The organism is Bacteroidales bacterium (genome assembly GCA_035299085.1).
In the GTDB taxonomy this organism is placed as follows: domain Bacteria; phylum Bacteroidota; class Bacteroidia; order Bacteroidales; family UBA10428; genus UBA5072.
Genome location: DATGXG010000054.1, coordinates 1 through 14,604, shown reverse-complemented (window position 1 = coordinate 14,604; position 14,604 = coordinate 1). Strand labels below are relative to the sequence as shown.

Genomic DNA, 14,604 nt, shown 5'->3' with positions numbered 1-14,604 from the left:
TGAAATCACGTCAACCATTATGAAAATTTGACCTGTGTCGGGTATCAGGAGACCAAAGGTCGGATATTTCAATGACTTTTTTAAGATAAGTGTTAACTTTGCACCGCTTTATTTGCATTAGAGGTTGAAGATTATCAATGACATATCCTCCTTCAGGAAATCCAATACAGTTGTAACCATTGGTATATTTGACGGCGTTCATCTCGGTCATCTTCAGATACTGAACCGTCTGAAGCAACTTGCTGAAGAATATAAGGGCGAATCGGTTGTATTTACTCTTTGGCCACATCCCCGATTTGTTCTTCAACCTGAAAATAAGGAATTGCGTTTACTCGCGTCATTGGATGAAAAGATTGAGATGATCCGGAAACATGGCGTCGATAATCTTGTTATACTTCCTTTTGACAGACGATTGGCGGATATCACATACGACCGCTTTTTTTCAGAATATATTATAGGTCATGCAGGCGCAAAACATGTTGTGGTAGGTTTTAATCACCATTTCGGGAAGGACCGGAAAGGTACATTTGAAAATCTGCAGAAAAGTGCACAACAGCACGGTATAAAAGCGGAAAGACTCAACCAGGTGATCATAGATGACATGCCGGTGAGTTCCTCCGCTATCAGGAAAATGATTGATGAAGGTAAGATCAGTGAGGCTAACCGGATTCTCGGTTACCCTTATTTCCTTACAGGCAGGGTTGTGGAAGGAAATAAAATCGGGCGCACACTTGGCTATCCTACAGCAAATCTGCAGGTTGAGGAATCACTGAAACTTCTTCCCCGAAATGGCGTTTATGCTGTATTGGTGCGTATGGGAGAAAGGGTGTTTGACGGAATGGTTAACGTAGGTGTCCGTCCGACACTCACCCTTGTGAAGCATGACAGGCTGGTTGAAGCTAATATATTCGGATTTGAAGAAGATATATATGGCAAAACAATTAAGATTGCCTTTCTGAAATGGCTCAGAACTGAAAGGAAATTCAGGAACATGGCAGAGCTGACACAAGAAATGGCATCTGATCAAATACAGGCAATCAACGTACTTGAACAATATAGAAATAAAGAATCTTTAATTTAATTTATTCATATTATCCATGAAAACAGAAACGATGTCCGAAACACTTCCCTATAAGGTGCATGACCTTGGATTGGCCGATTTTGGCCGTAAGGAAATTGAAATTGCAGAAAAGGAAATGCCAGGTCTGATGGCTATCAGGAAAAAATATGCCTCCCGGAAACCGTTAAAAGGTGCACGCGTATCCGGTTCACTGCACATGACCATACAGACGGCCGTTCTCATTGAAACTCTCAAAGAACTCGGTGCCGATGTGCGCTGGGCCAGTTGCAACATTTTTTCAACCCAGGATCATGCTGCCGCTGCAATAGCCAAAGCCGGAATTCCGGTTTTTGCCTGGAAGGGCGAAACACTCGAAGAATACTGGTGGTGCACTGAACAGGCCCTTACATTCCCCGGCGGGGAAGGTCCGAACCTCATTGTGGATGACGGTGGTGATGCCACCCTTCTGATCCACCTTGGTTATAAAGCTGAGAAAGACGCCTCGGTTCTTGATAAGAAACCTGAAAGCCATGAAGAAGGCGTAATTCTTCAACTTTTAAAGAAAACTCTGCAGGAAGATCACGGTAAATGGCACCGTTTTGTTAAATCGTGGAAAGGGGTATCTGAAGAAACTACAACCGGTGTTCACAGGCTTTACCAGATGATGGAAAGAGGTGAACTGCTCGTGCCTGCAATAAATGTAAACGACTCGGTCACCAAGAGCAAGTTTGACAACCTGTATGGTTGCCGTGAATCACTTGCTGACGGTATCAAAAGGGCAACCGATGTGATGATTGCCGGGAAAGTGGTTGTTGTGCTTGGCTACGGCGATGTCGGAAAGGGTTGCGCCCGCTCGATGCGTGCCTATGGCGCCCGTGTTCTTGTAACTGAAATCGACCCGATCTGCGCACTCCAGGCTGCTATGGAAGGTTTCGAAATCACCACCATGGAAGAAGCGGTCAGGGAAGGAAATATCTTTGTTACAACAACCGGTAACCGCGACGTGATAACCATTGAGCATATGCTTCAGATGAAAGACCAGGCCATTGTGTGCAACATCGGTCACTTTGATAATGAGATACAGGTGGATAAACTGGTAAATTACCCGGGCATTCAACGAACTAATATTAAACCACAGGTTGATAAATATACCTTCCCGAAAGGCAATTCAATCTTCCTGCTGGCTGAAGGCCGACTGGTAAACCTGGGATGTGCAACAGGCCATCCCTCATTTGTGATGAGCAACTCGTTCTCAAACCAGACACTGGCACAGCTCGACCTTTGGGCTAACAATTATGCTGTCGGTGTTTATCGCCTTTCTAAGAAACTCGACGAAGAGGTTGCACGCCTGCACCTTGAACAGCTTGGCGTTAAGCTCACCACACTTACCAAACAACAGGCCGACTACATCGGTGTTTCACCTGACGGCCCTTATAAACCGGAGCATTACAGGTATTAGGAAACAGCGATCGTCATTGCGAGGAGCGTACATAATTCTTGATTATAGCATAATGCAATGTCGACGAAGCAATCTGCCCGCACAGGCAGAGCCTTACAAAGAGAAATGCATAAAGAAAAGCCCGTTCAAATACGACGGGCTTTTTTAATGCTCCTGGCGAAGCCCTTCCTGTTCGGGCAGATTGCTTCGTCGCGATAGTATATAACTATAATCAATGATCTTTCAGGCTCCTCGCAATGACGGTGGCCTCTTTTTTACTACTTTTACAAAAAACTAACCACAATGATTGACCCGAACGGAAACCTGCTCATTGCCAAATCAGACAAGGATTTGTTACTGATCCCCAAAATGTCCAACCGTCACGGACTGATTGCCGGAGCCACAGGTACCGGTAAAACGGTTACCCTGCAAACAATGGCTGAAACATTCAGCAGTATCGGAGTTCCTGTTGTCATGTCGGATATAAAAGGCGATTTATCCGGTATATCAAAAGCTTCCTCCGGCGAAAATAAAAAAGTGACCGACAGGGTAAAGGAACTTGGACTCACCAATCATGTACCCATGGGTTTCCCGGTTTGCTTCTGGGATATTTTCGGCGAACAGGGTCATCCCCTCAGGACAACCATTTCTGAAATGGGTCCCCTTCTCCTCAGCCGCCTTCTTAACCTCAACGATGTGCAATCTGGCGTTCTCACCCTGGTTTTCAAAATAGCTGACGACAATGATTTGCTGCTTCTGGATTTGAAAGACCTGCGCAAAATGCTTGAATTTGTCGGCGAACACCGCGACGAATACACTAATGAATATGGCAATATTTCTTCAGCCAGCATCGGTACCATTCAGCGCGGGCTGCTGACACTCGAGGAACAGGGTGCTGAGAAGTTCTTCGGCGAACCGGCCCTTGACATTATGGATTTCATTCAAACCGACAGCAAAGGCAAAGGTGTGATGAACATCATAGTGGCCGACAAACTGATGCTTACTCCCGGATTATATTCAACCTTTTTGCTCTGGCTGCTTTCGGAACTTTTCGAAAAGATGCCTGAAGTGGGGGACCTCGATAAGCCCAAGCTTGTGTTCTTCTTTGATGAAGCCCACCTGCTTTTCAATGATGCACCAAAAGTACTGCTCGATAAAATTGAACAGGTTGTCCGTCTTGTACGGTCAAAAGGGGTCGGTGTTTATTTCGTAACACAGAATCCGGTTGATATTCCCGATACAGTACTCGGGCAGCTGGGAAACAGGGTTCAGCATGCCCTCAGGGCTTTTACTCCGAAGGACCAAAAGGCTGTAAGATCTGCAGCTGAAACGTTCAGGCCAAATCCCCAATTTAAAGTTGAACAGGTAATTACCGAGCTTGGTGTGGGTGTTGCTCTTGTTTCACTGCTCGATGAAAAAGGTATTCCCGCCATGGTTGAAATGGCTAAGATAGTACCTCCGCAGGGACAAATAGGGCCGATAACACCTGCAGAAAGGGCGGATATCATTAAAAACTCAGTTATTAACGGAGTTTATGAGAAGCAGATCGACAGGGAATCTGCTTATGAAGTACTTCAAAAGAAATTCGAGAAGGAAGAGGAAGAAAAACGGGAACAGGAAGAGCTGATTCAGAAGGCCAAGGAAGAAAAACTGAAACAGGCTGCCAATAAATCATCAGGTGGCGGCATGATGGGCGACCTGGCCAAAACAATGGGCAGAACCATAACCCGCCAGGTGGGCAACGAAATCGGCCGAAAACTCGTCCGCGGGCTTCTGGGAACCCTGTTAACCGGTGCGGTTACGGCTATGGCTAAAAAACGCAGGTAAATCATCGTTTGAGGTTTAAGGTTTGAGGTTATTTGAAACCCCAAACATCAAACATCAAACATCAAACAATAAACAATGAATACCGAGGTAATCGGCTGGATTGGCACTGGCGTTATGGGCCGGTCGATGTTTGGTCATATACTTGACAAAGGATATAAGGGTAATGTGTATACCCGCACTAAAAGCAAAGCATCTGACCTGGTTGCAAGAGGTGCCGTATGGTGTGAGTCTCCGGGTGAAGTTGCTTCAAAATCGGATATCGTTTTCACTATGGTGGGCTTTCCTGCCGATGTACACGATGTTTACCTTTCTGCCGGTGCTTTGATTGATTCAGCAAAGCCGGGCGCCATACTGGTTGACATGACAACCACCAGTCCTTCCCTGGCAGAAGAAATTTATCACAACGCAATATCAAAGGGCGTTTACACCCTTGATGCACCTGTTTCGGGCGGTGATGTGGGCGCACGAAATGCCACTCTTTCGATCATGGTTGGAGGTGATGAAAAGGTTTTCGGGTCGCTTAAACCATTCTTCGATATCATGGGTAAGAAAATTGTATACCAAGGCAAGGCAGGATCGGGACAGCATACAAAAATGTGTAACCAGATCCAGATTGCCGGAACCATGATCGGAATGTGTGAAAGTCTGCTTTACGGGTATAAAGCGGGACTTGACCTGCCCACCATGTTGTCATCCATATCAGGTGGCGCTGCGGCATGCTGGTCTCTTGATAACCTCGCCCCACGCATACTCCGCAGGGATTTTGAACCCGGATTCTTTGTAAGGCATTTCATTAAAGATATGGGCATCGCCCTGGAGGAAGCCCGCAGAATGAACTTATCGCTGCCCGGACTGGCCCTGGTGCAGCAGCTTTACCAGTCGGTTACCGCATTGGGTTATGATGAGAAAGGCACCCAGGCACTGATGCTGGCACTTGAACATATGGCAGGTATGAATTAACAGGAAAGGTAACCACGGAGCAGCATAAAGTATTTTTGCTCCGCGGTAACCCGATAATTATCCTATCTCTCAATTACGATCCTGTTCCTGTATTCGCCAAAACCATCCTTCAATATACAATTGTATACTCCATCAGGTATTCCATGAAAATCTACCCCCACCTTGTTTTGTCCTTGGGGTAAAATTCCTAGATTTCTGGTCATTACAAGCTGCCCCTTCATATCATATATATTCAAAGAAAGATTCCCGGGCATTTCAATCCAGACACTGAAAATTGCTGATCCGGAATTCGGGTTCGGATAAACTGTCATTACCGGTTTTTCTGTTTGCTGCCTGCTCACAATGGTTATCGGCACAAACTGAATGCAATCGCTGTAAACAGTTCCCGTTGAATTGGTGGCGAAGGTTCGGGCAAAATAGGTATCTCCTTCAGTTAAACCGCTGATGGTAAGTGAAAACACATCAGGAGAAGTCTGAAAAACAATTTGGTTATCCGTAAGATCGGGGTTATACGATGAGCTCCATACAATTCCCCGGCTGGTTATATCCGATCCCCCGTTCGAAAATATATATCCTGTGAATTCCGCACTGGTTGAATGTATTGTATCTAAAGCAATTCCAACGGAAGCCAGTGAACTGACGCCCATATTCAAACGCAGCGTCTCTTTCAATATGTTTTTGGTCATGTCGCCTTTAAGAAAGTAACTATACACATCAGTCACTACCTGACCTGTAGGGTTATTAGCCTGAAACGACAACTGGCTGATAAACGGACGCATATCAGTAGTGGTTTTAGATGTAGAAAGAGCAATTTGACGCTCCTGTAAATTTTTAAAATTATCAGCTGCAGATTTAATATTTGGGGCAAGTACGAAATACATCTGTTCATCCGCACTATCGGTAAACAGGGTCCCGTTCACATTCAGCATTCCTTGGGTAGCCAGGCTGTCATCGAAATCATTACAGAATTGCTCAAAATCAGCATTTGAGTATCCGTCATTGTTGATTTTTGCAAGGTAATGACCATAACCTGATTCAATCACCTGGTAAGTAGGTTGGTTTTTCCTGTAATGATCGATGGCCGCCATGCGGAAATCGGCGTTTTTCATTTCATCAATGCCCCTGACAGGAGCATATTTGTTTATGGCCAGTATGATGGTATCATAGGTTGTTTTACTCAATGAATCAATAGCGGCCTGGTAATACGTGTCAAACTGACTGTCAAAATTGTTTATATCCCAGGTTTTATCGTCTAACTGCCCTTGTAGTGTAAGAAGATAGGCCTGAATGTACAAATCATTAAATCCTGCGGCATTCAGGGAGAATTGATACCATGGATATTTACTCGTCATGATCTCAAAAGGATTCGCAGGATCAACTTTTGATGCAGACTTCTCCAGTGAAATTTTCACATCATTCACATAATAATCCGTTCGTGTTGAGCCGTCATTATAATGGAGGGTGCTCAAACCCTGTCGCTTGCCATTAACCATATAGGCTTCTTCGGTATACGAACCGGTACTGTAAATATACTGAATGGTGATAAGGCCTTTCCACCTTCCATATTCATCTCGTTTACCTGTAGTTGTTCTTTTAATATTGGAGCGAATATTATTTAAATCCTCCTGGACAACGCCATTACCAAGGTCTGTTACTACCGTATAGTCAAGTGAGGCGTAAGCAATTAGGATAAAAAATATCAAAATTGCAGTTGAAAATACAGACAATCCCGTCGTTGAATTAAGTAATCGTTTTTTCATGATATTTGGATTTATAAGGTTTGATGCCAATGAAGAATCCGCTTACCATTCCTGCAAAACCTGAAAAAAGGTCAGCATTTGAGTAGGTACCGGGAAGAACTGAAAAAAACTGCAGCACTTCAAATCCCAAAACAAGAAGAGGTACGCTGGCGAGCCACAGGTATCTGGTTTTCCCGTGGTGTTTCGACCAGAGGCCCGTAATAATTACTGAATAACCAAAAGACCATAGAAAATCGGGTAATGAACCAATAAGCCATGATGGTATGTAATGCGGCTTGTAAGGAGACCATTTATGGAAAAAACTGAAAACCGGCCATTGTGTGAAAGATGGCGGACTGCTTCGGAAAAATAAATAGATGAAAGTACCCACTGTCAGGGCAATAAAACACGGAAGGATGTGCACCCGGGTTCTTGTGTTAGGATGGGTTGAAATAGTCAGGGTTTTAGGTTACCGAACTGCCTAAAATACAAATTTTTCACAAAATACGATACCGAGGTTGTTCAAATAAATGAATGTTTGTTGCTAATTTTAGGAAAAAGAATTTCATCATGGATGCAGTTGAAAAGTATATATCGGAATTTCCCCCGCAGATTCAAAATGTATTGAATGAATACAGGAACCATATCCGTCAACTGGTTCCGGATGCACAGGAAACCATCACTTACGGAATCCCCACTTTTAAATTAAACGGCAGAAACCTTGTTCACTTCGGGGGATTTAAAAGCCACACCAGTTTCTTCCCCGGGGCATCGGGTATCGAAGCTTTTAAGAATGAATTCTCCGAATACAAAGTATCAAAAGGCACTGTTCAGTTTCCGCTCGATAAACCCCTGCCACTTGACCTGATCACCCGAATTGTCAAGTTCAGGATTGAGGAGGAAATGGGGAGGATGAAGAAGAAATAGCATTTCCAAAACTTTCAATTCCTGGCCTGAACAGGGTTCAAATCATCACTCGCAAATTGATTTGATGCCTTCAGGCCGGCGTTTTTCAATTAAACGGGAGGATTATGCGTTCTCCTTCTTTCATACAAAGGCAAGCCGGTTAATTCTGAAATTTTGCGGGCGGTTGCATCTCCTCCTTCAGTAAAAGGCCATACAAACAATGATTTTATTGGGTGCTCTTTCTGCATTTCGTTCAGAGCGCTGATTACAAACCGGGTTGTAATTCCCTTATGCCTGTATTCCTCAAGAACAAGGGCGGAACATAAATAAAGTGAATCGTATTTAATTCCAATCGGAGTAAGATCAAAAAGCTGTTTTTCATTGATCTCTCCGTTTATAAACTTCTCCATTAAGTCAGTGGTTGTCGGTATAACCAATATCCAGGCACCAGGTCCCTTGCCATTGTTGTATTCCATCATGGTGGAAGGATGTATTTTCCTCAATCGATCCATAATCTCCGGATTGACATTTAATTGCTCCGGATCGCTTCTGAAGGAAAATACATCCTCCGCCAGTTTGATTAATCGCTCGTAGTTATTCATTTAGTCTGTTATCCTATCAAATCTTCTTAAATCTAAAATCGGTGTTCGATGTTCGGTGTTTCAGAGACGATAGGGACCATAGGGACGCATCCAGCATCCAGTATCCAGCATCCAGTATCACTTTAATGGTAGCCCGATCTTTGTTCCTCCGGCTGTTTCTGATGCTCAAGCTTCCTAAGTTCTTCAACCAGTGCCTCTCCCACTCCGCGTGCGGAAGCAGGATTTTGTCCGGTGATCAACCTTTCATCTTTAGCAACATGCGGTTGTTTCGGACCTGACTTTTCAAATCTTGCACCACGCTGGATAAGCTTGGTTTCCAAAAGAAAGGGAACAGCTTTATCCAGTTGCGATGCTATTTCTTCTTCGTTTGTATACGAATTGACCTTTTTCCCCTGGATCAAATAACTGCCATCATTCAATTTTAAATTGACAAATCCGGATGGGCCATGACAAACAGCACTTACAACCCCGCCTTTTTCATATATCCTGCGGGTAATATCGGCCAACCCCTCATTATCCGGAAAATCCCACATTGTACCATGGCCACCGGCGTAGAAAACCGCCACGTAATCATCGGCTTTAACCTGGTCAGGCCGCATGGTGTTTTCTATTTTTTTACGATATACCTTGTCCTCCCAAAATTCCTTATTCACCGGATCCTCAAGGTTAAACCCATCAATTGGCGGGTTGCCGCCTTTCGGACTTACAAAATCGATTTCATACCCGGCTTTCCTCAGCACTTTCCACGGATGAGTAACCTCGCTCATATAGTAACCGGTAGGTTTACCGGTATATCCTTTAATTCCGTGACTCGTCAAAACAAACAGAATCTTTCTTTTCATGATAACGGACTTTAGTTTCTATTATCCGTTATAACAAAGAGCTTCTGTATAGGGTTAAATTTTTAACAAATCATTTTGTCCTGCTCACACTCTGACAGTCCGGACTCTGTCAGGTCATCGCCTACTCGGGAAATGACTACCGGGGACCCGGAGGACAGTTCTTCTTCAAAAAGTCAGTGTACGTGGTCCGCAGGTGCGTGAAAGTCCCTTCTCCTTCGGAAATGCCATGAGTACGGTTGGGGTACGGCATGAACTGGAATTTCTTGTTGTATTTAATCAGTTCATTCAGGAGGAGTTCCGCATTCTGATAGTGCACATTGTCGTCACCGGTTCCATGAATAATCAGGAGATTGCCTTTCAGATTCTTCGCATAAGTAAGCGGTGATCCCTTTACATAATCTTCCATGCTTTCTTCAGGCAGGCCCGAATACCGTTCAGTATATATATTGTCATAGGTAAGTTCATTGGTGACCGATGCGATGGCAATACCTGTCTTATATATTTCAGGAAACTGAAACAACAGGTTCAGTGTGGCTCCACCGCCTCCACTCCATCCCCACACGGCAATCCTGTCGGGATCCACGAAATTCCATTTCAGTATTTCCTTAGCAGCCATTGCCTGGTCATGTATGTTAATGACCCCCACTTTCCTGTAAATTGATTTCCTCCATTCACGTCCCTTAGGAGCCGGGGTTCCCCTGTTATCGATCGACATGTAGATATACCCGTCTTTTGCCATGTTGCCGGCATACAGGTAGTTATATCCAGTTCCGTATTCATCGGTAACCGTTGCACTTGCCGGTTCGGTATAGACAAGAAATACAACCGGGTACTTTTTTGACGGATCAAAATTATCAGGCTTAACCATCCATCCGTCCATTGTAACACTGTCAGCCGTAGTAATCTGAAAGAATTCCATGTTTGATTTCACCCTCAGGGAATCCTGCATTTCAGCAATTCCCTTCTTATGATTCAGTGTTTTCCCGTTTGAAAGAGATATCAGTTCTTCGGATGAACGGGTATTGTGATTGGAGAAACTGTGAAATGCATATTTCCCGCCCGGAGAAATCACATAGTCATGGGTTCCTTTAAGTGATCCGGGACTCAGCGGCTGCAATTTGCTTTTCCCGTCGATTCTCAGCCTGTAAAGATATTTCCGGGTTGCATTTTCGGGTGAAGCGGTAAAGTATATATAACCATTCATTTCATCAATGCGCTTCAGCTCGATCACATCGAAATTACCTGTTGTAATCTTTCTTTCCGGTTTACCATCCAGGGAAATCTCATAAAGCTGCTCCCATCCTTCTTTTTCGGAAGCCCATACAATGCTCTTCCGGCTTGGCATCCACTTAAAATCAAGGATGAAATCAACCTCGTAAGCATCACCTGAGTTATCAAAATAAGACTCCAGGAAGGCGGGATCAGATTCCTCAAAAACAACCCGGCTGCTTCCGGTAACCGGATCGCTGATATAAAGCTTTCCCTCATTCTGTTTGCGGTTAAGCTGATGAATCAGGAGTTGCTGCGACCAGGGGATAAAATCCATCCTCACAATGTAATTGTTATCCGGTTCCCCGGGAATATCGATCCATGTGGTTTTTGCATCGTCGATATTCGCGACACCCACCCTGCAATAAGATGGCTTTTCACCGGCCAGGGGATACTCAATCGGAATCACACGGGGATGAATGGAATCGGTATTATTGATCATTAAAAATTTACCAATCTTGCTGGCATCGAGCTGCCAGTAAGCAATCTTTTTACTATCCGGACTCCACCTGAAACCATCGCGGCAAAAGAATTCTTCCTCATACACCCAGTCGAATGTGCCGTTAATCAAGGTAGTGGTTCCATCGGTTGTAAGAGGTCTGATTTGAGATGTTTTTAAATCTTCAACATAAATATTGTTGTTGCTGACATAGGCGGCGTATTGGCCATTTGGTGAAATCTTGGCAAACATCAGTGATGAAGGAGGAAGCGATTTTCCGATTTGGCTTAAGGTTCGGCTTGTCACATCATAAATAAAATAATCGCCTTTTGTTCTGAGTCGCCATACCTTTTTTGCATTGGTAAAAATCAATACCCTATTGCCGTCGGGAGTAACTGAAAAGGACTGGATGCGCATCGTTTTCTTACCTGCCGGTGTAAGTATTCTTGCAGAAACCAACGTATCAGGCTTATCCTGGGGCAAAGAATACTTCATGATTGAATTTTCATCTTCAATATAATACGCATTACCGTCCTGTGACCACTTTTGAGCAATTGCTGCAGAGGATACAACAATCGCAATAAGAATAAGGAATGTCTTTAAAAAATTGAAGTTTTTCATAATTATCTGAATAATGACAGCTAAAGATAAAGGTTTAAGTATCAAAGTAACTCGTATTATATAAATTTTTATTAGGTTATTGGTATCGCCGCCTCGTCCTGTTTTTTGACAGACATGTTATTTTTTTGACAAAATCAGATCTATAAGAATTGCATAACCCTCTGATTTTGTTCAAAATAATAAAATGGCATATCTTTTGATTTTATTTCAAAACCACTTATTTCACCTTGACAATGTATATTCGTGAGGCTTTCAGGAACCTGGCAAGGAACAAACTGATTACTTGTGTAAATATTGCCGGTTTGGTTATTGGCCTTACCCTTATTATCCATCTTACGGTTTATATAGACAATGAAAAAAGTTTTGACAGGTTTCATGCAAAGCATAGCCGTATATATAGAATTCTGACAAAATCTACAGAAAAGGGAAAGAAATCCAATATAGTCGGAATCTGTCAGGGACAATTGCCTGCAATAATTGATGCTGTACCTGAGGTTGAAAAATGTCTCCGAATCTACGGCTTGGAGACAGTTGATCTCGAATATAATGAAAACCGACTTGTAAATAATCACATAATATATGCTGATTCTACTTTCTTTGATGTTTTTTCATTCAAATTAATTGTAGGTACTCCTGATGTTTTAAAGGATCCGAATAGCATAATCCTTAGCCGCACATTTTCAATTAAAGTCTTTGGCAATGATAATGCACTGGGAAAAACTGTAAGAATCAGAGATAAAGAATTTACTGTTGGTGGAATACTTGAAGATATCCCGCAAAACTCTCATTTACAGTTTACCATATTAACAGGCTTTCATGACCCCTTTCTTGAAAACCTGGTTCAGAATTCCGGGTGCGAGTTTTATACTTATGTACTGCTTCATGATAAAACCGACACAAGGCAGGCACTGGGCAAAATTTCAAAAATGTACGCATCCTTCATGTCAGGTTTCAGGAGTAGCGGCGATGAAAATACTCATTATGAAGGTGTGGCTCAGCCGCTGGACCGAATAAGACTTCATTCTGAGGAAGTTGTTTGGGATGTGCAACATGGAAGTCTTTATAATATATGGTTGGCTAGCGGTTTAATCGGTTTCATAATGATAATAGCCATCCTCAATTTTATTAACCTGGTCACAGTCAGTGCAGAGACACGACTCCGTGAAGTCGGCATCAGGAAGTTAACAGGAGCCATAAGGAAAGATTTGATCATGCTGTTTATTAATGAGACAATAATGATAGCCTTGATTTCATTGGCATTATCATTGGCATGTAGTGTTTATACATGGCATTTTGTGAATGACTTTACTGTTAAAAATATTCCCTTGAAAGAATTATTCAATCCAACGATCCTATTATTTATCATCTCAATCACTTTATTTGTAGGCATAATCTCAGGAATTTTCCCCGCATTACATCTGTCTTACATAAGCGTATTCCGGATATTAAAAGGCACCGTGACAAAATCAGGCCGAAAGGGCACTTTTATTAAGGGACTTTTACTATCACAATTTGCTATTGTGATTTTTATGGTTTGTTGTGTGATGGTATTTTATAAGCAAATGGATTTCATTAAACATAAAAACCTTGGATTTGATAAGGAAAACGTAATTGCTGTTAAAAGTCTGGATAAAAGTGTTTATGCAAAATACGAAACCATCAGACAAAAATTACTTAAGTACAGCGGAATTGAGGATGTCTGTCTGGCTCAGGACATTTCAGTTTCGAATATGAGCGGTCAATATGCAGGAAGACCGGGAGAAAATCCCGACAACTTTATTCTTGTAAACCATACCCGTACAACCGCTGGTTTTGTGAAAACCTTCAGACTGAATATAATTGAAGGCCGTGATTTCAATGATACATTGGCGACTGATAGAAAAAATTTTATAATTAACGAAACTGCGGCAAAAGCATTAGGTTTTACAGATAGTCCAATTGATAAGCCTCTGATAATGAATGATTCCGGACGCATAATTGGTGTGGTTAGGGATTTTAACTTCGCTTCACTGCACAACACAATTGATCCATTGATAATTACACTAAATGATTTGAAACGTGGAACTCTATTTGTGCGGGTGAAATCATTCCATATACAGGATGGGCTTGACAATATTAATCAAACCATCAAATCAGTGGACCCTTTATATAATCTGGATTACGAATTTGTTGATGATAGATTCAATATCATGTATACTCAGGAGGTAAAGATGAGCCAGCTATTGTATATAACTACCTTCATTGCCATTTTTCTATCATTCATGGGTCTGGTTGCACTTACTACCTTTGTAATCCTACGCCGTGTAAAAGAAATCGGAATTCGCAAAATCAACGGAGCCTCCGTTGTTGAGATTATTATTTTATTGAACCATGATTATACCCGACGGATTATACTTGCCTTCGTATTTGCCTGCCCGGTTTCCTATCTTGTAATGCAAAAATGGCTTGCAAACTTTGCCTATAAAACTGCCATTAACTGGTGGATTTTTATATCGGCCGGAGTGTTTATTTTTGTAGCCTCCTTAGCAACTGTGAGTATAATATGCTGGAAAACGGCAAACAGAAACCCTGTGGAAGCTCTGCGATTTGAATAGAGGTTTCTGGCTTCACTCGAAATGATAGATGTATTAGGAAATCCGATCAAAAGAAAATCTTTACTGTCCGTATACGTACACCTACTGATTCGATCTGAACAGTTTTGACAAAGGGTAATTCTGACGAAAACTCTTATATAATACTGTATTTTTGTTTGTTACGTAGTTTGGCACGGAAGATGTAATTAGGTAGTCACAACCTGATTAATCTTAAAAACTAAAAAAAATGAAAACACAGAATCAAATCAACCTGAAAAAAGCCGGTTTAACCCTTTTTGCTTCTTTAGCTCTTACTTCAGTTTCGATG

Annotated in this window: 11 protein-coding genes; 6 read left to right on the top strand and 5 right to left on the bottom strand. The window is 42.5% G+C overall.

Annotated elements, in window-relative coordinates; translation table 11 throughout:
* The first annotated feature begins 124 nt into the window (after nucleotides 1-124).
* The 4 genes from VK179_18530 to VK179_18515 all read left to right on the top strand — a co-directional run bounded on the left by VK179_18530 (nucleotide 125) and on the right by VK179_18515 (nucleotide 5,285).
* Nucleotides 125-1,081, top strand: a complete 957-nt coding sequence (locus VK179_18530) for a bifunctional riboflavin kinase/FAD synthetase (GenBank protein ID HLO60754.1) — start codon at nucleotides 125-127, stop codon at nucleotides 1,079-1,081.
* A 16-nt stretch (nucleotides 1,082-1,097) separates the two neighbouring features.
* Nucleotides 1,098-2,519: an adenosylhomocysteinase gene (ahcY, locus tag VK179_18525; protein ID HLO60753.1), complete on the top strand. Its 1,422-nt coding sequence runs from the start codon at nucleotides 1,098-1,100 to the stop codon at nucleotides 2,517-2,519.
* Nucleotides 2,520-2,801: 282 nt separating this feature from the next.
* Nucleotides 2,802-4,325, top strand: a complete 1,524-nt coding sequence (locus tag VK179_18520; protein ID HLO60752.1) for a helicase HerA-like domain-containing protein — start codon at nucleotides 2,802-2,804, stop codon at nucleotides 4,323-4,325.
* A gap of 75 nt (nucleotides 4,326-4,400) precedes the next feature.
* Nucleotides 4,401-5,285: an NAD(P)-dependent oxidoreductase gene (locus VK179_18515; protein ID HLO60751.1), complete on the top strand. Its 885-nt coding sequence runs from the start codon at nucleotides 4,401-4,403 to the stop codon at nucleotides 5,283-5,285.
* A gap of 62 nt (nucleotides 5,286-5,347) precedes the next feature.
* Here VK179_18515 and VK179_18510 read toward each other — a convergent pair whose 3' ends face one another.
* Nucleotides 5,348-7,045 (bottom strand): T9SS type A sorting domain-containing protein, encoded by a 1,698-nt coding sequence (locus VK179_18510; protein ID HLO60750.1) that lies wholly within the window; start codon nucleotides 7,043-7,045, stop codon nucleotides 5,348-5,350.
* Nucleotides 7,026-7,448, bottom strand: coding sequence for a hypothetical protein (locus tag VK179_18505; GenBank protein HLO60749.1), 423 nt, complete (start codon nucleotides 7,446-7,448; stop codon nucleotides 7,026-7,028). Before VK179_18505 ends, VK179_18510 begins: the two co-directional genes overlap by 20 nt.
* Nucleotides 7,449-7,594: 146 nt before the next feature.
* Between VK179_18505 and VK179_18500 the strand changes: the two genes are divergently transcribed.
* Complete coding sequence (locus VK179_18500; protein HLO60748.1) at nucleotides 7,595-7,951, top strand: DUF1801 domain-containing protein; 357 nt, start codon at nucleotides 7,595-7,597, stop codon at nucleotides 7,949-7,951.
* An 89-nt stretch (nucleotides 7,952-8,040) separates the two neighbouring features.
* Here VK179_18500 and VK179_18495 read toward each other — a convergent pair whose 3' ends face one another.
* The 3 genes from VK179_18495 to VK179_18485 all read right to left on the bottom strand — a co-directional run bounded on the left by VK179_18495 (nucleotide 8,041) and on the right by VK179_18485 (nucleotide 11,703).
* Nucleotides 8,041-8,532, bottom strand: a complete 492-nt coding sequence (locus tag VK179_18495) for a hypothetical protein (protein ID HLO60747.1) — start codon at nucleotides 8,530-8,532, stop codon at nucleotides 8,041-8,043.
* Nucleotides 8,533-8,654: 122 nt separating this feature from the next.
* Complete coding sequence (locus VK179_18490; GenBank protein HLO60746.1) at nucleotides 8,655-9,374, bottom strand: type 1 glutamine amidotransferase domain-containing protein; 720 nt, start codon at nucleotides 9,372-9,374, stop codon at nucleotides 8,655-8,657.
* Between the two features lie 136 nt (nucleotides 9,375-9,510).
* Nucleotides 9,511-11,703 carry a S9 family peptidase gene (locus VK179_18485; protein ID HLO60745.1) on the bottom strand — a complete coding sequence of 731 codons (2,193 nt, stop codon included), beginning with the start codon at nucleotides 11,701-11,703 and terminating at the stop codon, nucleotides 9,511-9,513.
* Nucleotides 11,704-11,936: 233 nt separating this feature from the next.
* Between VK179_18485 and VK179_18480 the strand changes: the two genes are divergently transcribed.
* Nucleotides 11,937-14,297, top strand: a complete 2,361-nt coding sequence (locus tag VK179_18480; protein ID HLO60744.1) for an ABC transporter permease — start codon at nucleotides 11,937-11,939, stop codon at nucleotides 14,295-14,297.
* The last annotated feature ends 307 nt before the right edge of the window (nucleotides 14,298-14,604 follow it).